The organism is Paenibacillus litoralis (genome assembly GCF_046244365.1).
Classification (GTDB): Bacteria; Bacillota; Bacilli; order Paenibacillales; family NBRC-103111; genus Paenibacillus_V.
In genome coordinates, this window is record NZ_CP176395.1 from 7,989,556 (window position 1) to 8,009,473 (window position 19,918).

The following is a 19,918-nucleotide window of genomic DNA, read 5'->3' on the forward strand; positions in this document are numbered from 1 at the left end:
CTTCTACATGACTCCTCCGGATAAAAAGGACAAACAGGGGGTTGTCGTCGTCAACATCGATACGGAGCGGCTCGGCAAATTTATCAATAATGTAAGCGACAACGTTCTCGAGGACATCTACATTATCGATAAGGACGGCACCGTACTTTACAATAGAGATTCTTCTCTCTTGAACCGTCCCATGTCGGATATCGGCCCTTTGAAAGATCTGCTCGAGGAGACCGAAGGGAAGCCCGTCCAAAAAAATATGAACGGGAGGACCGAATCGGTCACCTACTTGAGCTCTCAGTATAATGATTGGAAAATCATTTCCGTCCTTCCTCTTCAGCTATACCAGGAGAAGGATTCGTACCTGCGCAATTATTTGCTGCTCATATTCGCCGCCGGGCTGGCTGTCGCGCTTCTTCTTGCCTGGCTGATCGCGACGAAAGTGTTCCAGCCGATCCGCAAAATCATTTCAATCGTCGAAAATCCCGATAAGTGGACATATGTCGAGCTGGAGAAGCAGGAGCCTCACCTGAATGAAATCCGGCAAGTGGCGGCGGCGATCGCCCGGTCGCATGGCATGCGCCTGGAGCTGGAGCAGGAGCTGCGCAAGCGGCTCGCTTTATTGAAGCAAGCGCAGAACGTTGCCCTGCAGTCCCAAATCAGCCCGCATTTTCTGTACAATACGCTGGAAACGATCAACTGGAATGCCATCCGGCTGACAGGCGGCGATAACAAAGTATCGGAAATGATCTCTTCCCTGTCCAGACTTATGAGGCTGTCTCTCGAAACGCCCATGACTTTGATTCCCATCAAGGCGGAGCTTGAGCACGTTCAGCATTACATCGAAATTTTATTGATTCGTTACAAAAACAGCTTTTCTGTCGTATGGGAGATCGACGAGGCTATCCATGCGTGCAAAATACCGAAAATCACTCTGCAGCCGCTCGTGGAAAACGCCGTCTATCACGGTATGAAACCGAGACAAGGAAAAGGAACCGTCCGTATTTCCGGATGCGTGCAGGACGAGCTTATCTTGTTCGAGATAACCGACGACGGCGTCGGAATCGACCCTGAGCGTACGGAGCAAATCAATTCCGCGCTACAGCACGACTACAGCGAGCCCGGCGATCACATCGGCATCAAAAATGTGAACCAGCGCATCAAACTGACGTTCGGCGATCCTTACGGCATAACCGTCTTCAGCGAAAAGCATATAGGGACGACCGTGCGGCTTACGCTTCCTGTCGTGGAATGACAATCGCATAGACGCCAAAAATGACGGCACCGAAGCCCGTCATTTTTTGGCTTGCTATGCGATTGCCCAATGTTACTTGCTCCTAATGGAGGGGATGCGCACGAAGACTAGTCTTCCGGCACTCGTATCCACCCCCTGCAATCTCCATTCGTTGCAGCGCTGCAGGAGGGAGGGCCTAACCGGTTGCCGGCGCTACTCCTTCACCGCCAACACGACGCGCAGCGCACTCCCGTTAACGGCGACATCGCTTGCAGCGAAGCCGTTCCGGCGCAGCCAGCCCAGCAGCGCAGGGCGCAGCGCGTACACTTCCTCCGCCGCATGCTGGACGCCGGGCGCGAGACCGTTCTCCCGCAGCGCCGCAAGCAGCTCCGCGCGGTGCGCCTTGTCATCGGCCATCCAATCGGCGATGCACAGCCTCCCTCCGCGCTTCAGCACGCGGTTCATTTCCTCCAGCGCCAACGGCTGCTGTTCATCGGTCAAGTGATGAAACGCAAAGCTCGTTACGACGAAATCGAACTGCTGGTCGAAGCACGGCAGCGCCAGAAAATTGCCGATTTTGGTCTCGAGGCCCGGCACCTTGCCCGCACACCTCTTCAGCATTTCCCGCGACTGGTCGACGCCGACCATCGCCGCTCCCGCCGCAGCCAGCTTGGCCGCCAGGTTGCCCGTTCCGGCGCCGATATCAAGCCCAGCCTCGCCCTGCCGGGGGGCGACCAGCTCCGCGACCCGGTCCAGCGCCGCTTCGTAATAGCCGACATAGACGCCCGCCGTATTCTCCTCGCCGAACGATCCGTTCAGCTCCGCATCGTACGTTTCCGCCAGCCTGTCGAAGCCCCATCGGTCGGACCAGCCGGTTCTCGCGCTGCGCAGTCGCTTGGCACCGTCCGCCAGCGTATACATGTCGCTTACGTCCAGCTTATCCTGGCGCCGGATTCGCTCCATCATCGAATCGATCGTGCCGATCATCTGCTTGAGCTCCGCCCACTGCGCGAACAGCAGGCTGCGCTGCATGTCCAAGTAATGGCCGACTTCGTCTTTGTCGCCTTGATCGATCCGCTCCAGCATGCCGCGTATATCGTCCAGCGGCACGCCGATCTCGCGCAGCGCCGCGATCGTTTGGAGCCGCCATGCGTCCGTATCGCTGAAGATGCGATATTGATTATGCGAATCTTTAACGGGGCGAATCAATCCTTTGGCCTCGTACAAACGGATCGCCCGCGGCGTTACGTTAAGCTTCCGGGCCATTTCTTTAATTTTCACCGTAATCCCTCCATCCCCTCTATTGTAAACCTTAACCCAAGGGAAAGGTAAAGGGCAGGCTGCCGGAGAGAAATAAAAAGAACCGCTCTGAAAGCCGGTTCTTTTCCCTATCGTCGCTCCTATCGGCAATTTCGACCCGCCTCTCGGCCGGTCTCAAACAGCAGGCACCATTACCCCTGCGTCTCCACTTGCCGCTTCGTTTCGATTTTCTTCTTCATCTCTACCTTGAAGCCGCCCTTCTGGTCGACGAACTTCTCGAGCGCCGGCTTCGTCAGCTCCTGCAGCTTCGCGATCAGCTGGTCCTTCGAAATGCCTTTCTCCTGCGCGATATCAGCGATCGATTTGCCGCCTTCCAGCTCCTTCTTCAAATCGTCAACCGACAAGCCGACGATTTCGGCGACTTTGTCGAGAGGGGCATGAATACCCAGCGCGCCTCCCATCTTGCCGGGGCCCGGGCCAAAGCCGCGGCCGTGATCGCCTTCGATGCCCTTGAGGCCTTTTTGTTCAACGGCTTGCTTAACCTGCTCGGCGATTTTCTCCTTAACGGTCACAGCTTGCTCTGCCGTCAGCTTGCCGGCCTCCACCGTTTTGTCGATGCCGGCGTTCCGCTCCTCGATGAGAGCGGCTGTCAGCGTATCGACGGCAATCCCTTTCTCCTTGGCCACGTCCGCAAGCGATTTATCCGCCTTCAGCTCTTTTTTCAGATCCTCGACGGAAAGGCCGAGCACTTCAGCCGCTTTATCGAGGGAAGCGCCTTTGCCCCCTACCGCAACAAAGCCGAATTTCTCGCCGCCCGGCTTGCCGTGGCCGCGACCGCCTTCGCCGAAGCCCGGCAGCCCTTTCTGCTCGACGGCTTGCTTCGCTTGTGCAGCCGCCTTTTCTTTGGCGGTCGCCGCTTGCTCGGCGGTCAGCTTGCCGGCCTCGACCGTTTTGTCGATTTTGGCGTTCAGCTCCTTCGTCAGAGCGGCGATAACGGTATCGACGGCAACGCCTTTCTCCTGCGCTACGTCAGCCAGCGATTTGCCCGCTTCCAGCTCCGTGCGAAGCGCACTTTCTTCTATGCCGAGCGCATCGGCGGCGATGCTGAGATGCTGCTTCAGCTGGACGCCGATTTTGACGCCTTTCTCAGCTGCGAATTTGCCCCTGACTTCGCCTTTCCCTTGCTTCGCGCTCTGCTGCTGATCGGCTGAAGACGGTGCGGATGTGCTGTCGGACGCCGCATAGGCGGCCCCTCCCCCAAGGGCAAGCGTGAGGGCAATACCTGCGGCGATCATTTTGTGCGAACGTTTCATCGAATCACTCCTCCTATGTAACGAATTGTACATAGAAAGGATACCCCGCCGAGATTAAACCAAACTTAAGAACAGATTAAATAGGATTAGAAATTGCATAGTAATATTTCCCAATACTTCCGTCTAATCCTGCCAGTTCCACACTTCGATGCGCCCCAGCTGAAAATGATGAAATTCACGGTCTTCGCGCAGCTTCTCCAGCTCCCGTACCGGCCCGGTTACGACCCCTCCGTACACGATAACGCCGTTATTCCGCAAATACGCCAGCCGCTGCTTGTCGGTTTCCTTCCCTTCATACGAGGCTCCGCCTGTAAGCCACTCGAGATCGATTAACATCTGGTCTAAGGATTGCTGCAGCAAGGCCTCGTCGCCGAACCATTTCGAGAAGGAACTACCACTTTGATAATAGATTTTGAGAGGCCGCAGGTTCAAGTGCGGCAGCCAGTAATCGCTCCCGGAGCTGGAATAGGAGGAAAGCTTGGTGATCTCCTTCAATTCCCCCGCGTACACGGGCATGTTCAACAACCGGACATTCACCCCGTTCAGCCTCTGCTGCAGCTGCCCGGGCTCCATCCCGCTGCGGGTGGAGAACGCCATCTCGGCCACGTAACCGTCTCCGATATGGCTCAACTGCTCCCATACCCGCACGCTGTCGTTAGGCGCGATCGAGGCGGAGCCCTTGCCGTGCAGCTCGTTCGGAGCGACGAAAGCGAACGTTTTCGCAGCGTTCATATGAGGAGAGGAGAGCCTCAGCTCATAGTGCAAGTCGCCGAACAAGCTTTTGGATGCATGAACCTCCCCTGCCACGGCATCCCAATAGCCAACCTGACGGTAAAGCTTTAACGTGGTCCGCTGCGTAAGCCAAGGGGTCAAAGACGCTGCCCCGGTGCTGACATTCTCTACGCGCAGCCCGGTTTCGTGCGTTTCGACCAGCGTCGCCGTCAGCCGGTCGAATTCCGCGCTCTTGCCGGAAATGGTATAATAAGCGGCCAATGCCATCATGCCTATCAAGCCTGCCAACATTAAGCCGGCAATCGTAACGACAACTGTGGTCAAAATCGTAAACCGGGTACTCCACAGCATGCTTTTAAATGCGGCTTTTTCCTCATCGCCTCCATCCGCCTTCCTGCGTACCGCCGTCCTCTTCCATTCCTTCAGCGCTCCCATTCCCGGCTCCATCCCTTCTTCCATTTCCGACGCCGAACGGCCTTTCCTTTCGTCCTAGCGCCGTCCGGCTTCTTTCCCCCATACGCAGCCCATATCGCTCTTTCCATACAGCCGTTAAGTATGTCATATTCTGGTTCAACTACCTATATAACGCACCTTCCGTACACTTCCTGACGTTCCATCCGAAAATAGCCGTCAAAATAAAAAAATCATGCCTCCGCCAATTGACGAAAGCATGATTTATTACCTATATGCAGCTGCTACTTCCCCCATGCTCCGACGGTCTCGGCAACGGCATAACCGACCGCGGCGGAAATGGGAGTCATCCATAAAGCCCCCCACCAAGGGTAGACGACGGTACCAAGCACCGCGCCGATCAATAAAAAACCGGGCAGCATAATCAGGAAGACCGCTTTCTTGCGCGCTTCCCATACGGCGTGGTCCTGCCACCGGAAAAGCTTCAAAAAGGGCTCGGCGCCAACGTCCCTGACGTACAGCTTCGTGTAATAGGTCAGCAGCAAGCCGGAGCCGAACCAGAGCATCCACTTACCTGCCGCCGGTATCGCCACTATGCCGCCGCAGCTGATTACGGCCAGCTGGATGTACACTTTCATATTCGCTTTGCTGCGAAAGAATGATTTCACCGCAAGCTCCGTCAATCCGTTAACCTGAGTCCGCGAACGAAACAGCCGGTTGGACGACCGGAACAGGAGAGGACGTTTGCGGGCGATGCGCGATTTTTTCTGAATGATCTGCCCCAGCATAATGGCGGCGTACTTCATTCGTTCCGTCCGTTCCCGCTCGACATCATGATGGAATGCGCCCTTCCGCGCCAGCCGGAGGCGAAGCAGCCACGGGAATGCCGCAAGCAGCACGACGCAAGCCGCCGCGCCGATCAGCGCGTTCGAGCGAAGGGCAAGCACTACCGCCAGGAACGAAGCGGCTTCGGCTGCGAGCAGCGCTGCGGAAGCAAGAAATCGCCCGAAGCCGGCGAAACGAATCGACACCGCTTGACGCAGCATACTCGCGGTCATTTTGAACAAGACGAGCAGAAGGTACAGCACGAGCGTATCCGTCCACGACAAGCCGTGCGAGCGATGCAGCAGCGGGAAGAGGAAGACGAGGACAGCGGCCGCCGTTACCGCCTGAAAGGCGATCGAATACCGAACGCCCTGCAGCATCAGCCTTCGGAGCCATGCCGTATGCAGAATCACGAGCTGGTCCGCCTCCTGAACGAAATAACGGATCGTGCCTACCCTCGTCCACCCGTACAGTATGACTGCTACCGCAGCATAAGGAATGTAGTCGAACCAACCGGGCGCTTGCTTCCACCATAAGTAAACATGATAGCCTCCAAACAGCAGCGCCGGAATGACGACATACAGCGCGACGACCCAATCCACAGCCAGCCGCCATACGCTCCACTGGAACGCCCAGTCCTCCCGCACCCGCCGCCAAAAAAGCTTTCCGACGGTTATCATCGTCCTCCATCGCCCCCATCCGTAGGCGGCTCGGCAAGCTCCAGCAGGGAATGGAAGCAGTCGAACAACGATTCGCCCGGCATCCCGCATTGCTCCCGAATCGCCTCCAGATCGCCCGATGCCACGAGCTGCCCGTCAGCAAGCAGGACGAACGCGTCGCATAGCCTTTCCGCGGTATCCAGCACATGCGTCGACATGAGAACGCCGGCGCCGCGCTTCCTCTCCTCGTGCAGCATGTTCATGAAATCTTTCGTCGCCTTCGGGTCCAGCCCGATGAACGGCTCGTCGATAATGTACAGATCCGGCTTCTGCAGGAAACCGATAATGAGCATCATCTTCTGCTGCATTCCTTTGGAGAACGAGGAAGGGAGGTGGTGCTTGACTGCGGTCAGCCGAAACTGCTTCAGAAGCATCATGCCTCTTTCTTCGAATTCCGCAGTCTCCATCTCCAGAGCGGAAGCCGCCAGCTCCAGGTGCTCCCACAATGTCAACGTGTCGTATAGAACCGGATGCTCGGGAATATAGGCGACCCTTCCGCTGGGATCGGTAAAGCCGATTGTTCCCGCAACGTCGGGAAGCAGCCCGAGAATGGCTTTGATCGTGGTGCTTTTCCCCGCTCCGTTAGGACCGATTAGTCCGATTAATTGCCCCGCTTCAATAGTAAAATGAATATCGTTTATGACGCCCTCGCGGCCCGGATATCCGGCCCGATTGATCGAAACCTCGACGATTGACATATAAACCCCTCTCCGGAAAACGGTGTAGACGGAAGCTCCGCTAGTACGAGCCGCACCTGCCGTATCTACCCGAATATGTACGCTGCGCGAGCGAATAAGTTACGCAGCCGTTTCCATTCCGGACGCTAATACGGCTCAGCCTGGCGAAAGCTTTTTGCCGCGCAGCCAATAGACGAGCAAATACAAGACCGGGAGCAATTCCATAAAGTAAATATAAGTCGTCCAGGACGGAGAGTTCAAGAAATGTTCCAATTCCCCGTAATTCGTCGCGATTCCCATCGAAAGCGCCGTCATGAAGATCCCTATCGAAAAGGATAACGGCCGGTAGTCGCGTACATTGACGATATGCGAAACGCCGAGCGTCGACACGTACAGCAGCAGGCTTGCTTTGACCAGCACGCTCATCGTCCACCAAGATACGAGCAGCGGATCGACGTTCTCCAGGAAATCGCCGATGCGGATAAACCGCAGCATTTCCAGCACGGGGTAGGTTAAATGGGCGTTCAGCTTCGGGCCGAACAGCATCATGCAGAACAGCCAGGTCATTAGCACGAACATCATCGTGAACAGCCAGGCTATCGTCATGGAACGCATCGTCTTTTGCGGCTCTTTCACATTCGCCATGAGCACTACGATATAGAACATTTCCCCGAACCACGGAAACGTAAAGACGCTCGAATCAAGGATCCGCTTGAAATCGTAGTGCGTAACGAAAGCAATCGCCATATCGGTTTGCAGTTCTTTGCCGACGAAGAACGGGATGGCGACGCCGAGCACAATCGTGAGGAGAAAGATGGTTTCCGCAAAGCGCGCGATCGCCTCCAGCCCGGAACGAACCGCTAGAGCGGCGCAAAGCCCGATAATGAGCGCCAGCACCCACGAAGGCGTATCCGGCATGTAAATCGAGGTGAAAAAATCGACGTATTTCCGGACGGCGATCGCGCACAGGTGTATGGCAAAAAAACTGAATAGAATCAAAACCGGAATGTGCACCCACTTGCCGACGATTCTGCTGCCGAACTTCAGCCATTGGCCCGCAGGCTCGATCCGTCCCAGCACGATCCCGAAATAGGCGGCCAGAAGCGCCCCCGCCGAGCCTATAACCAGTCCCATCCAGCCTTGAAAACCGCCTAATTCCGTAAGCGGTGCGATCAGAAAGCCTACCGGCGACGAAAACAAATAAATCGTAAACAGCCGAATGACCTGGGCCTGCGAAATACGCTCCATGGGAACGCCTCCTCTCGTTCGAGATTCAGGAAAACAGCCTTACGATCGGCCCAATCACCCATTCGACCAGCAAATTCGGGCTGGGCAGCTTTTTGAACCACTCCAGCATGAAGTGGTACGAGAAACAAACAAACATGACGGCAAACACCTTGACATAGGTTTTCGGCTTGCGGTTCCGCTTATGCAGAAACAAGCCCTCGTACAAGGCAACGATGCCGAACAGGATAACCGTAACCATCTCGTTCCTCCACTTCTATCCGCCCGGATCGGCTATTCCCCAGGCTTCAGTTTTACCCAAAGCGGGTTCGTTTCTTTGCCGAGCCTTGTAATCTGCAGATCCGCACGCACCCGAAAGCTCACTTCATTTTTATAAACGTCTCGCCAGTCCTCGCTGATTTGTTTCCATTTTTTGGGATAACGCCAGTCGACATATTTCCCGAGCTGCAGCACGTCGGAGCGAAGCTGCTGCGTTCGGGACAATCCCTTGCGGATATACGCTTCCAGCTGAGCATTAAACCGCTTCTGAATAAGCTCCAGACTAGCCGGATCGACCAGATCCAAATTGGACTCCGAAGAAATGACATCCCCCACGGCCCGGACGATAATCTCATAAACGATGCCGCCATTTTCCAGCTTGACTAAAATATCCGGCTTTTCCGGGACGAACAGCACGCTGATCAGCTTTCCGTTATCCGGCATCCGAACGGTAATGGCCGCGCTCCGCATCCCGCCGTCCATCCAGAACAGCGCTCTCGTTTCGTCAACATCAAGCGTTCCGACCATGCGTCCTTCCCGGAAAACGGCTGACCCGTACGTGCCTGCCCACCCGCTCGTTTTGCCTTTTTCGCTGACCATTTTATTTTCGCCGAACGTAAGCAAATTCGTATACATATCCGGCTCGTCGTCCAGCGCCGTCAGAAAATCGCGGACATTCGTATCGATCAGCGCAGGCTGGGCCCCGAATTCCCGGAGCACCTCGTATGGAGAGCGCTCGAAGACCGGCGTCAATTGCGTAATCTCCCGCGCTTTGCCGGGGGCAACCATGACGAAGGTTTTGAGCTGAAAGGAGGGCTGCCGGGCGACAAACTCCAAAAGCGGCCGTATGCCCTCTTCCGCCAGCTCGCGGCCGATGACGATGATTCGCGTATGTCCCCATGCGATGCGCCGCGTCAAGTCGGACTGTATTTTGCGAAGCGCGATCGCGAAGTTCTCGCCTTGCTTCGTTACCGTGGCATACGGATTTCCGGAGCTTTGCGAGCCTGACTGCATACTGGACGAGATCCGGTTCGGCAGCGGAAAAGCCAGCGTCAGCTCCAGCATCCCCGGTTCGCTGCCTTTATCGATAAAAACCCCGGTGACGATCGAGCGGTCGTTAATTTCCACTCTGGACCAGCAGCCGCTCAGAAGCGGAACAAGGGCGAACAGAAGAAAGCAAACGGCCCATTGCCGCGCGCCGGTTTGCACCTCAATCCTCCTCCTCTCCGCTGATCGGTCTGCCGGACGGAACGAGCCGTTGCCGGTTTTTCGTGCCGAACAGGTGCGGTCTGATCATCATCTTCCACCATGGCACCCGAACAAAGACGTCTTTCAGGTCCCTGCGGTCAAGAGGCGCGATGGGCGCCATATACGGAGTACCGAAGGAACGAAGGGTGACGAGATGCAAATAGATGAGAAAGACGGCAATGATAATTCCGAAGAGTCCGAACGTGGTGGCAAGCAGCATGACCGGAAAACGCAGCAGACGGAACGACAGCCCGAGCTCGTAATGCGGGATAATAAACGAGGCTACCCCCGTTATCGACACGACGATGACCATCGGCGTTGAAACAAGCCCCGCCTGCACGGCCGCTTGCCCGATAATGAGCGCGCCGATAATCGAGATGGTCTGCCCGATCGTTTTGGGTATGCGCAGCCCGGCTTCCCGCAGCCCTTCGAAGGATATTTCCATGATAAGCGCCTCCACGATAGCCGGAAACGGCACATTCTCGCGCGAGGCGGCGACCGTCGTAAGCAGCAAGGGGGGCATCATCTCCGGATGAAACGTCGTAACCGCAATGTATAAGGAAGGGAGCAGCAGCGATACGATCAGGAACAGAAACCGTATCCAGCGAATCCACGTCGTTGCAATGTACCTCTGATAATAGTCTTCTGCCGACTGCATCATCATCGGGAACGTTGCCGGAACGATGATCGGATTCGGCGAGCCGTCGGCGATAATGCCGACTCTGCCTTCCAGTAAAGCGGCAGCCAGGCTATCCGGTCTTTCCGTAAAGATGACTTGAGGGAACGGGGAGTACGGATTGTCCTCGATGTACTCCTCGATGTAGTTCGCGCTTAAGACGCCGTCAATATCGATTCGGGACATCCGGTGCTTCACTTCTGCCACAAGCTCCGGTTTGCACACCGTATCGATGTAAACGACAACGACGGCCGTACGGGTCAAACGCCCGAACGTGAGCCGCTTCACTTGAAGAGCCGGGGTCTTGATTTTGCGGCGAATCATCGTCAAATTGGTCGCGATGTCTTCGACAAACGCTTCCTTCGGACCACGGATGACGCTTTCGTTCAGCGCCTCGAATATTTGCCTTTTCTCCACCTGCCGGATCGGAAACAGCATAACCCGTTCTTCGCCATCGACGAAAAACGCAACTTGTCCCTCCAGAATCGCATCGATTACCTTGGCCGATTCGTCTGCGACGGTTACGGCAACAGGCAATTGCCCCCGCTCCGCCACCTGCCTGAATATTTCCTCCGGAGTACGGACAAAGCCCGGAACGAGCAGCGGCTCCAATATTTCCATGCGGTATGTCGAATCGTCGATCATGTGTTCGATCGAAACCGTTGCGCAAGGCACCCTGCCGCCAACCATGAACTCGTGATACAGAAAATCGTCAGATCCGCCCATTGCATCGCGGATCTTCTGCAGGATGCGGCTGGCAGGCGTTCTGCCGGCCTCTTCGTTCTTCTCCCCGGAGTCCGGTCGGGGCCGTTCGGAGGACAGGTCTGAGGCGGCGGCAACAGCTTCGTCCTTCTTTGAATCCTGCCGGCTTTCCGGCTTGTGCCGAGCCGATTCGCCGGACTTTGCTCCCCCGAAAAGCTTTCGTTTAAGCAGCCTGAACAACCCCATCCCCTTCCCCCTCTCCCTTTATGCAAACATCGGATTTTACTTCCAAAGCCTCTGACTTGGTTGCCTTAGTTTGATGCAGAATACGGTAATTTATCCAGCGGGAAAAACCCCTTTAAGCGAAAGCGCTTGTCGGGGCTACCTTTTGACAATATTAATCTTTAACGGCTTTAAACGGTTGCAGTCGCATACTTATCCCGTTCGAACCGAAACAGGTCCGCGTCCGGATGATGTCCCTTCGTAATCAAACCGGTAATGACCGAAGCCGCGATCGTGCTGTAAGCCGTTCCGTTGCCCCCGTAGCCTAGCGCAAAGTAACAGCCGGGGAAGTCTTCCTGCATCCCGATCAGCGGATAGCCGTCATGCGTACTGCCGAATGTCGCAGACCAGTAGTACTCAGCCTTAAGCTCGGGAATCCTCGGAAACAGCTCCTGCAGCGCCTTCACAAGCAGATCGCGTTTGCGTTCAAGCATGGCATCGCGTTCTTTCGGAGCGATCACATCTTCGTCAAATCCACCGGCGACTATCCGGTTGTCCGGGGTCGTGCGAATGTACAGATAAGGACGCGCCGTTTCCCAGAGCAAGCACCGGTTGTGCCAGCCCTCGAAGGTGTCCAGCCGCTGGGTCGCGATTCCAAAAGAACTGGACAGCACGGCGTTCGGATTTCTTTTGATCTGCTGCGTTTCGTAGCCCGTCGCAAATACGGCATTGTTCGCAACGATCCGCCGATTGCCCTTGGTAACAAAAACAAGCCGGCCGCCCTCTTCGCGGCGGTTGACGATTTCCGTATTTACGTATGCCCGGGCTCCGCGCCGAACCGCCGCATCGATCAGGGAAACCGCCAGCTTATACGGGTTAACCTCCGCGTCGCCTCGGGAATAGATCGCACCGGCTTTGCGGAAGGAGAACCTGTCGCTGATCCGCTCCGGCGACAAGTATTCGACGGGGAAGCCGTTCGCGATGAGAACCTCGTATTCTTCTTGAAGCCGGACCGCGTCTTCCGGGCATGAAGCGAAGTAGAGGCTGTCCCTCCTGACATACTCGGGATCGATCGATAACTTGCCGCATATGTCCCCGACCTCGCCGACAGCGCGCTGGCAGCAACGGTAAAAGCGAATGCCCTTATCTTGTCCGAAGGTTCGTATGCATGAGGTCAGCTCTTTATCGTTCGCATATTGGATAAGACCGGTATTGGCTCTCGTGCTGCCGAATCCTATATGCCGTTTATCGACGACTATCGTTTTTACGCCTGCCTCGGTTAAGCCAAAGGCGCATAGCGCCCCCGCCTCTCCGCTGCCGATTACAAGCGTTTCGCACTCCGTGTCCTCCTCCAGCGGCGGATAAACCGGCACATGCGGCAAGGTGTCCGGCCATAACAAAAAACCCGTGCTAAGATTCAATGTGCAAACCCCTTTTACGCCAAAGTTGAATGTATTATATACCGCCGCGCAACCCCCTATTCCATTCGTTTACAGCTCTTCCCGCACCAGGGGATGTTACATATCGGCAGGGCAACCGGGCATACTACTTTGCGGAAAATAGAAGGGAGGAAGACAAGATTATGCATGCGCAACCGCTAACGGCCAAGGAGTTGGAGTATGTCGCAGACTGTATGTCAAATGAGGATTTGCTGATCAAGCAATGCTATGCCGCTTCGGCCACGACGCTAAATGCGGCAACCCTCCAATTTTGCGGACAGATGCTGCAAACGCACACGCAGCACTACCAAACGCTGATGCACCTGCTGGACCAGCACCGCCAGATGGCGCCTACTCAGCCTCAGCTGCAATAGGTCCCTTTCATTCCCGTCAGACAAACTCTTTCAGGAGGGATACCCTTGTACCAACAATCGCAGCAGCAGCAACAACAGCAGCAATCCGCTGGCCTCATTCCGGAAAAAGACATGTTGTACACCATTTTAGCCGATTTGAAAAGGTCTACCCGCGAGTACGCAACGGCGGTGACCGAGTCGAATTGCCCGATCGTCCGCCAAACGTTCACGCAGCTGCTGAACGGCACGCTCAAGCTGCAAGGAGAGCTTTACGATTTTATGAAGCGGCAAAACATGTACAACACGGCGTCGCCCGCGCTGCGTCAGGAAATCGACAAGCAGCTGCAGCAATATAAGCAAACGGAGCAGCAAACGGAGCAGCTGGTCAGCCGGCGCATGAGCGCGCCAAACGAACAGCCGGGCGGATACATGCAGTCCGCTTTTGCGCAGCAGGGGCAGTCGGGGCAAATGCAAGCTGGACAGGCTGGACGATTCGGGCAGCACATGCAGCCGGCCTTCTCGCCGCAGCAAGGGCGGTCCGAGCAACAAGTGTCCGGACAAATGCAGGTCGCCCAGTCCTACGGGCAGCACATGCAGCCGGCCTTCTCGCCGCAGCAAGGGCAGTCCGAGCAACAAGTGCCCGGACAAATGCAGATCGCCCAGTCCTACGGGCAGCACATGCAGCCGACCTTCTCGCCGCAGCACTCGTCCCAGCACGGCTTCGTTCAAGGGCAGTCCGGCGGTCGGCAGCAAGGACAGCAGGGAGCCGGGTACATGCAGCAGCAGAACCAGCCGCCCAAGCAGGCGCCTTACTTTATGTAAAGAAGATTCGCAAAGAAGCCTCCGGTCCCGCGTTCACCCGGGATGCCGGAGGCTTCTTTATGCTGCTTGCGAGGTTAGGGGCATTCACCATTCGTTGCGTTAAAGATGTTCCTCAAGAAGCCCGCGAAGCTCCCGCTCGCTCAAGCCGGTCTGACGAATCCGGTTCGGGTAAGCCGCTTCTGCCGAATCGCCTAGATGATAGTCGCGAATCGCATCGGTATCCTTGAGCACGTTCCCCGTCAAGATGCACACGGCGGTCTCGTCGGAATCCACAATCTTAAGCGCGGTTAACTTCCGTAAGCCGGCCAGCGTCGCGGCGGAAGCCGGCTCGCAGCCGATCCCGCTTCTGTCGATCAGCGCCTTGGCGTTAAAAATATCTTCGTCCGACACGGATACCGTCACGCCGTTCGTGTATTCGACCGTTCCTCGGAGCGCTTTGCGCCAGCTTGGCGGATTGCCGATATTCATGGCGGTGGCGCGCGTATACGGCGCCGGATCCGGGACGAAATTGCGGCCGCCCAACTCGATCATCCGGTGAAACGGGCTCGCCCCGTCCGCCTGTACGATCGCGACCCGAGGCAGCTTGTCGATGAGCCCCAGCGTAAACAGATCGCGGAGCCCTTTGCCGAGCGCCGTCGCGTTGCTAAGCGCGCCGCCGGGAACGACGATCCAGTCGGGAAGCGTCCAGCCCATGTTCTGCGCCGTCTCGTAGACGATGCTCTTCTGGCCTTCGATTCGCCAAGGATTGATCGAATTGCATACATACAAGCCTAGCTCTTCCGCAGACTGCTTCAAAAAGGCTATGCCGTCGTCGTACGTCCCGGGAAACGATACGACGCGAGCGCCGTATGCCAGCGTCTGAAGCACCTTATTCAGCGAAATGTTGCGGTCCGGCATCAGTACGAGCGAGGTCATCCCGGCAAGCGCCGCATACATCGCCAAAGAGGACGACGTATTGCCCGTCGAGCTGCAGACGAAGCGGTCATAACCGAGCGAACGGCCGTATGAAACGGCGACGGTCATCCCGTTGTCCTTGAACGACCCGCTCGGATTTTCACTCTGCGCCTTGAACCGGCACGACCGGACTCCCGCGTAGCGGTTCAACGCTTCTGTTTCATACAATCCTGTATTCCCTTCGTATTTCGTCGTCACGAACGGTTCCGGCAGCACCGGAGCGATCAGCTCCTTGTACCGCCATACGCCTCCCGAATGAAGCGTCATCCGTTCGCTCAACCGTTTGTCGAACAGCCGCTTCAGCTTCTCCCCGTCCATCGCGCCATAGTCGTGCACAATTTCCAGCATGTCGCCGCAATCGCAAGCATACCGATTTTCGGCAGCCGAATACGTTCGTCCGCATTCGATGCATACAAGTCTCATTTAAAATGCCCCCTTCGTTCCATTGCGTTTCGCCGATCCGGATAAGATTACGATCCCGGAACGAACCGGGTTTTGCTTGCTTCGAGCAAGCGCAGCGCCGCTTCGTCCTGCGTATTCGAGACGACCGTTCCTATGTCTCCCAGCGTACAGACGTTGTAGCGGTCGCGGCGGCTCCAATCCGCTGCGTCAAGCAAAATAACAGTATGGTTCGACTGCCGCATAGCCGCCTGCTTGATCGCCAGGCTTTCCTGCAAGCCTGTCGTCACCTGCCCTTCCGCCGAAATCGCGGCCGGCTTCAGGAAGCATTTGTCGAAGTTCATTTGCGCAAGGGTTTGCAGCGCGAACGGTCCGTAGCACGCTTCATCTTCGGGATGAACGGCTCCCCCGACATGGACGAGATTTACTTTGCGAACCAAATCGGCTAGCCCGTATATGCTGTTCGTTACGACCGTCACGTTCAGCTGGGGCTTGATCTCCTGCAGCAGCAGGTTCGTATAGCTGGACGACTCGACGAAAACGGTGTCCCCTTCCTCGATCAGGGCCGCCGCCGCCCGAGCGAGCGGGCGCTTGCGCTCCGGCTCGCCGCGGTCCCGGTACGGGACGAACGCCGACACTTTGTCGGACAGGACGGCGCCGCCGTACGTTTTGCTCAGCATGCCGGCGCTTTCCAGCGCTCGCAAATCCTTGCGGATGGCATCCTCCGTCACTTTAAACCGCTCGGCCAGCGCCTTCACCTGTACCCTGCCCTGCTCATGAAGCTGCGCCATTATCAGTTCCCTGCGTTCGTCACCGTATCGCTGCTCGCCGTCGCTCATCCAGACACCTCTTACTTTTTATTGTTATTTATTACTTTATCATTAATTTTTATTGTTTTCTACACAAAAAATCCTTCATGATTTCATGAAGGATTGATTTACGAGACCCCAACGTCGTCTAATTTCCCATTTCCGCGTGAAATGGATGATTTAGACGACGTTGGGGGCTTCTATTTCGGGGGCAACCCGCCCCAGACGGGCCAAACGCCCCCTTTACGAGCCCCTAACGTCGTCTAATTTCCCATTTCTGCGTGAAATGGACGATTTAGACGACGTTGGGGGCTTCTATTCCAGGGGCAGCCCGCCCCAGACGGGCCAAACGCCCCCTTTACGAGACCCTAACGTCGTCTATTTCCCCATTTCTGCGTGAAATGGACGATTTAAACGACGTTGGGGGCTCTTCCTTCGGGGCACCCGACCCGAGGCAGCCGCTACAGCTCCCACCAGTCCGCGAGAATGCGCAGGAAGACGTTCGGGAATGCATACTGCTCCATCTCGTCCGGATGGAGCCAGCGGTAATTCGGCGGCAGGGCAGCCATGCCCGCCGCCTGCTCGTTCAAGCGGCAGCGGTAGACGGCCAAGTTCCAGCGGATATGGCTGAACGTATGCTCCGCATCGCGCAGCCACTCCGCCGGGAGGACGTCGACGCCGTCCGACGCCGCAAGCTCCGCCCGCAGCGCAGACATGCTCGCTGCATGGGCGCCCGCCACAGCTGCGGCCCCGCCGGCAGCAGCTTGTGCCTGCAGCGTCGCGGCGAGCTCTCCTGCCGCCGCGGCCGCTCCGCCGGGCTTGCCCTGCGCGAGCGCCACGTGCGGCAGCTCCCACATCCGGGCGAGCAGCCCGTCTTCGGGACGCTGACGCACGAGCAGCTTGCCCGCGTGCGGCCCGCTGCCTTCGACCAAGGCAACCGCCCGGGCCTCCGGCCGCGGCGGCTTCGCCTTGGTCTTAATCGGCAGCTCTGCTTCCCTGCCCTCAAGACGAGCGCCGCAGCGCTCCATGACCGGGCAGGTCAAGCAGTGCGGCGAGCGCGGCGTACAAACCGTCGCGCCCAGCTCCATAAGCGCCTGATTGAAGTCGCTAGCCTCCCCTTCGGGGATAAGCTCCTGCGCCAGGCGCTCGATTTTGATCCGGGTCGATGGCTTCGCGATGTCATCCTCCAGTACGAAAAAGCGCGACAGCACCCGCATCACATTCCCGTCGACCGCAGGCTCCGGCTTATTGTAAGCGATGCTGAGCACAGCGCCCGCCGTGTAAGGTCCGACGCCCTTCAGAGAGGTGATCTCGTCCTTCACCGCGGGAACGACGCCGCCATACTGCTCGTGCACTTCCCGCACCGCCGCTTGCAAATTCCGGGCCCGCGAATAATAGCCCAGCCCTTCCCAAGCCTTCAGAACGGTTTCCTCGGGGGCCTCGGCCAGCGCTTCGACTGTCGGAAATTTCTCCAGAAACCGGTGGTAATACGGAATGACCGTGTCCACGCGCGTCTGCTGCAGCATCACCTCCGACACCCAAATGTAGTACGGATTTTTGCTTCTTCTCCACGGTAGTTCGCGTTTATTCGCTTTATACCAAGCAAGTAAACCATTTGCATAAAATATTTTCAGATCCTGGCTCTCCATGTTGTTCTCCTCTTCAAGTTATGGCAATTGGCGAACCTTCCGCCGCTTCTCTCCGCACTCGCTGTCAGGGCCCTTATCCCTCTTTTTGACGTCCGACTATACCGTTTCCGTCTATCTCTTCTATTTATCTCTTCTGTTTATCTCTTCTGTTTATCTCTTCTGTTTATCTCTTCTGTTTATCTCTTCTGTTTATCTCTTCTGTTTATCTCTTCTGTTTATCTCTTCCGTTCAACTCTTACGTTTAACTCTTCTGTTTATCGCTTCCGTCTATCTCTTACATTCATCTCTTACGTTCATCATTTATCTCTTACATTCATCTCTTCCATATCCATCTTCCCATGCAGTCCGTTTCTTCCGTCCCTCTATTCACCCGCATCTCCATGCTCCCGCCTATGAAGCGTCCCCTGTCCTGCATCCAAAGGCGGGAGCAAGCAGCGGCCGGCTGTGTTATAATGGGGAAGTATTCCGAAAGACCCGCAGTCGCGCGGGAGGAGGCTTGTCCCATGCTGACGCCCGGCGAATTAGCCGCCAAGCTGAATAAATTGGTGTTCTCGATCCTGCTGATCGGCCATCAAAAATGCGGTCCGGACTGGTACCAGCCGCTTCGCACGATCCGCCACCCTTCGTTCTGGCTTATCATTAAAGGCAAAGGGTCGTTCGCAATCGACGGCACGAATTATCCCGCAGAGCCGGGCAAAATTTTTTTCTTTACTCCGGGAACCGTCGTAGAGCGGCGCACGGATTCCGATAACCCGCTGGAATACTACCTGCTCCGTTTTCATTATACGGAAACTTACGAGGAGAAGGAACAATGGATTTCCCGCAGCGCAGCCGAAAGCCCGTTTCCGCTGGCCGGCATGTACACGGTACAAAATCCGCCTCAACTCATTTATATGATGGAGCAGCTCGTCATTCTTTGGAAGCGCAGGGGTCATATGACCGCGATGCGGCGCAATATTTTGCTGCATGAGCTGCTGCTCGCGCTCGTCCAGGATTTTCGTGCGCAGAAAATCGCCGGCGACGCCACAGCCGCCATCGAATCGACGCAGGATTATATGACGACGAATTACCGCGAACCGCTTACGCTGGAGGGACTCGCCAGCATGGCCGGCCTTAGCGTCAGCCATTATTCCCGCCTGTTCAAGAAGGTTATCGGCTACACCCCGATCGACTACTTGACTCACTTGCGCGTCGACCGCGCCAAGGAGCTGCTCGTTCTTTCCGACTATCGGCTCAAGTCGATCGCAAACAGCGTCGGCTATACCGACGAATTTTATTTCAGCCGCATGTTCAAAAAAATAGAAGGGCTGTCGCCGCGGGAGTATGCCAAAAAATACCGTGTCGCGCCTATCAGGCCCGGAGAATAGGTGATGGAATGCCGAAAACGAATATAACGCGGCAACAAGCCGCGCACGCTTACATACATATAGCCAAGCCTTGGCTGCCGCTTTTCGCCGTATGGGGGGCGGAGTGGATGATCGTCTCGATTACCGCAATCATCGGAAAATGGAAATTCCCCTCTTGGCTCGACGTTGCTTTACTAGGCCTTGCCGTTCTGCTCAGCATCGGCATTTTGATACGCAGCGCGTTAGGAAACAAAGCTCAAGCGGAAGGGGATCAGGGCGCTGCCTCAGGTCTCGTCAACCTGCTTCCCGCGCTCATCCTGGCCGCCGCCGTCGTGCTGTTGGAACGGCTGAATGCCGTCGACCCCTATTTTCGCGAACTGTTCCGTTCCCTCCTGCTGTCTTTCTTCTATGTACAGCTAGGCGTATTCGCCGGACGGACGTTCATTTATTTGGGGTTATGGCTGTTTGCTCTAAGCGCGATCGTCGGATCGTTGTACATCGGATTTTCCGTGGAGGTGCTCGGCTTGTTCGGTGGAGCCAGTCTCGTCGCGTGCGGTTGGCTGCTGGGACGGATGGCGCGCGGATCAGCATCGGTTAAACAATAACGAAACAAATAAACAGGCTATTCCACTGCCCC

18 protein-coding genes are annotated in these 19,918 nt (G+C 56.4%); 5 read left to right on the forward strand and 13 right to left on the reverse strand.

Annotated features, from left to right (window positions below):
• Positions 1-7: 7 nt before the first annotated feature.
• Complete coding sequence (locus ACKGJP_RS33560; RefSeq protein ID WP_409343067.1) at positions 8-1,243, forward strand: sensor histidine kinase; 1,236 nt, start codon at positions 8-10, stop codon at positions 1,241-1,243.
• Between the two features lie 192 nt (positions 1,244-1,435).
• Here ACKGJP_RS33560 and ACKGJP_RS33565 read toward each other — a convergent pair whose 3' ends face one another.
• From ACKGJP_RS33565 to ACKGJP_RS33610, 10 genes are all read right to left on the reverse strand, one after another.
• Positions 1,436-2,503, reverse strand: coding sequence for a MerR family transcriptional regulator (locus tag ACKGJP_RS33565; RefSeq protein WP_409343068.1), 1,068 nt, complete (start codon positions 2,501-2,503; stop codon positions 1,436-1,438).
• A 170-nt stretch (positions 2,504-2,673) separates the two neighbouring features.
• A complete protein-coding gene (locus tag ACKGJP_RS33570) occupies positions 2,674-3,795 on the reverse strand; it encodes a hypothetical protein (protein WP_409343069.1) in 1,122 nt (373 codons plus the stop codon).
• 123 nt (positions 3,796-3,918) lie between these two features.
• Positions 3,919-4,962 (reverse strand): anti sigma factor C-terminal domain-containing protein, encoded by a 1,044-nt coding sequence (locus ACKGJP_RS33575; RefSeq protein WP_409343070.1) that lies wholly within the window; start codon positions 4,960-4,962, stop codon positions 3,919-3,921.
• A 260-nt stretch (positions 4,963-5,222) separates the two neighbouring features.
• Positions 5,223-6,443 carry an ABC transporter permease gene (locus tag ACKGJP_RS33580; protein WP_409343071.1) on the reverse strand — a complete coding sequence of 407 codons (1,221 nt, stop codon included), beginning with the start codon at positions 6,441-6,443 and terminating at the stop codon, positions 5,223-5,225.
• Positions 6,440-7,180, reverse strand: coding sequence for an ABC transporter ATP-binding protein (locus tag ACKGJP_RS33585; RefSeq protein ID WP_409343072.1), 741 nt, complete (start codon positions 7,178-7,180; stop codon positions 6,440-6,442). Before ACKGJP_RS33585 ends, ACKGJP_RS33580 begins: the two co-directional genes overlap by 4 nt.
• A 135-nt stretch (positions 7,181-7,315) precedes the next feature.
• Positions 7,316-8,407 carry an endospore germination permease gene (locus ACKGJP_RS33590; protein ID WP_409343073.1) on the reverse strand — a complete coding sequence of 364 codons (1,092 nt, stop codon included), beginning with the start codon at positions 8,405-8,407 and terminating at the stop codon, positions 7,316-7,318.
• A 25-nt stretch (positions 8,408-8,432) separates the two neighbouring features.
• The gene (locus ACKGJP_RS33595; RefSeq protein WP_409343074.1) at positions 8,433-8,645 is read right to left on the reverse strand and encodes a hypothetical protein; all 213 of its coding nucleotides are present in this window, start codon (positions 8,643-8,645) and stop codon (positions 8,433-8,435) included.
• A 32-nt stretch (positions 8,646-8,677) separates the two neighbouring features.
• Positions 8,678-9,871, reverse strand: coding sequence for a Ger(x)C family spore germination protein (locus tag ACKGJP_RS33600; protein WP_409343075.1), 1,194 nt, complete (start codon positions 9,869-9,871; stop codon positions 8,678-8,680).
• Position 9,872: 1 nt separating this feature from the next.
• Entirely contained in the window at positions 9,873-11,534 is a 1,662-nt protein-coding gene (locus ACKGJP_RS33605) for a spore germination protein (protein ID WP_409343076.1), read from the reverse strand.
• Between the two features lie 167 nt (positions 11,535-11,701).
• Positions 11,702-12,931, reverse strand: coding sequence for an NAD(P)/FAD-dependent oxidoreductase (locus tag ACKGJP_RS33610; protein ID WP_409343077.1), 1,230 nt, complete (start codon positions 12,929-12,931; stop codon positions 11,702-11,704).
• A 161-nt stretch (positions 12,932-13,092) separates the two neighbouring features.
• On the opposite strand from ACKGJP_RS33610, the gene ACKGJP_RS33615 reads away from it, so the two are divergent.
• Both ACKGJP_RS33615 and ACKGJP_RS33620 read left to right on the forward strand, forming a co-directional pair.
• Complete coding sequence (locus tag ACKGJP_RS33615; RefSeq protein WP_409343078.1) at positions 13,093-13,323, forward strand: hypothetical protein; 231 nt, start codon at positions 13,093-13,095, stop codon at positions 13,321-13,323.
• 45 nt (positions 13,324-13,368) lie between these two features.
• Entirely contained in the window at positions 13,369-14,124 is a 756-nt protein-coding gene (locus tag ACKGJP_RS33620) for a spore coat protein (protein ID WP_409343079.1), read from the forward strand.
• 99 nt (positions 14,125-14,223) lie between these two features.
• On the opposite strand, the gene thrC is transcribed toward ACKGJP_RS33620, so the two are convergent.
• The 3 genes from thrC to mutY form a co-directional block, all read right to left on the reverse strand.
• The gene (gene thrC / locus ACKGJP_RS33625) at positions 14,224-15,501 is read right to left on the reverse strand and encodes a threonine synthase (RefSeq protein ID WP_409343080.1); all 1,278 of its coding nucleotides are present in this window, start codon (positions 15,499-15,501) and stop codon (positions 14,224-14,226) included.
• Between the two features lie 47 nt (positions 15,502-15,548).
• The gene (locus ACKGJP_RS33630) at positions 15,549-16,316 is read right to left on the reverse strand and encodes a DeoR/GlpR family DNA-binding transcription regulator (protein ID WP_409343081.1); all 768 of its coding nucleotides are present in this window, start codon (positions 16,314-16,316) and stop codon (positions 15,549-15,551) included.
• Between the two features lie 431 nt (positions 16,317-16,747).
• The gene (gene mutY, locus ACKGJP_RS33635; RefSeq protein ID WP_409343082.1) at positions 16,748-17,935 is read right to left on the reverse strand and encodes an A/G-specific adenine glycosylase; all 1,188 of its coding nucleotides are present in this window, start codon (positions 17,933-17,935) and stop codon (positions 16,748-16,750) included.
• Positions 17,936-18,438: 503 nt separating this feature from the next.
• Between mutY and ACKGJP_RS33640 the strand changes: the two genes are divergently transcribed.
• Positions 18,439-19,302 carry a helix-turn-helix domain-containing protein gene (locus ACKGJP_RS33640; protein WP_409343083.1) on the forward strand — a complete coding sequence of 288 codons (864 nt, stop codon included), beginning with the start codon at positions 18,439-18,441 and terminating at the stop codon, positions 19,300-19,302.
• An 8-nt stretch (positions 19,303-19,310) separates the two neighbouring features.
• A complete protein-coding gene (locus tag ACKGJP_RS33645) occupies positions 19,311-19,886 on the forward strand; it encodes a hypothetical protein (protein ID WP_409343084.1) in 576 nt (191 codons plus the stop codon).
• Positions 19,887-19,918 lie beyond the last annotated feature (32 nt).

Coding starts and splice junctions, on each gene's coding strand:
- ACKGJP_RS33645 (WP_409343084.1), top strand. CDS start 19,311: ATGCCGAAAACGAATATAACGCGGCAACAAGCCGCGCACGCTTACATA.
- ACKGJP_RS33560 (WP_409343067.1), top strand. CDS start 8: ATGACTCCTCCGGATAAAAAGGACAAACAGGGGGTTGTCGTCGTCAAC.
- ACKGJP_RS33590 (WP_409343073.1), bottom strand. CDS start 8,407: ATGGAGCGTATTTCGCAGGCCCAGGTCATTCGGCTGTTTACGATTTAT.
- thrC (WP_409343080.1), bottom strand. CDS start 15,501: ATGAGACTTGTATGCATCGAATGCGGACGAACGTATTCGGCTGCCGAA.
- ACKGJP_RS33575 (WP_409343070.1), bottom strand. CDS start 4,962: ATGGGAGCGCTGAAGGAATGGAAGAGGACGGCGGTACGCAGGAAGGCG.
- ACKGJP_RS33585 (WP_409343072.1), bottom strand. CDS start 7,180: ATGTCAATCGTCGAGGTTTCGATCAATCGGGCCGGATATCCGGGCCGC.
- ACKGJP_RS33630 (WP_409343081.1), bottom strand. CDS start 16,316: ATGAGCGACGGCGAGCAGCGATACGGTGACGAACGCAGGGAACTGATA.
- mutY (WP_409343082.1), bottom strand. CDS start 17,935: ATGGAGAGCCAGGATCTGAAAATATTTTATGCAAATGGTTTACTTGCT.
- ACKGJP_RS33615 (WP_409343078.1), top strand. CDS start 13,093: ATGCATGCGCAACCGCTAACGGCCAAGGAGTTGGAGTATGTCGCAGAC.
- ACKGJP_RS33640 (WP_409343083.1), top strand. CDS start 18,439: ATGCTGACGCCCGGCGAATTAGCCGCCAAGCTGAATAAATTGGTGTTC.
- ACKGJP_RS33605 (WP_409343076.1), bottom strand. CDS start 11,534: ATGGGGTTGTTCAGGCTGCTTAAACGAAAGCTTTTCGGGGGAGCAAAG.
- ACKGJP_RS33580 (WP_409343071.1), bottom strand. CDS start 6,443: ATGATAACCGTCGGAAAGCTTTTTTGGCGGCGGGTGCGGGAGGACTGG.
- ACKGJP_RS33595 (WP_409343074.1), bottom strand. CDS start 8,645: ATGGTTACGGTTATCCTGTTCGGCATCGTTGCCTTGTACGAGGGCTTG.
- ACKGJP_RS33570 (WP_409343069.1), bottom strand. CDS start 3,795: ATGAAACGTTCGCACAAAATGATCGCCGCAGGTATTGCCCTCACGCTT.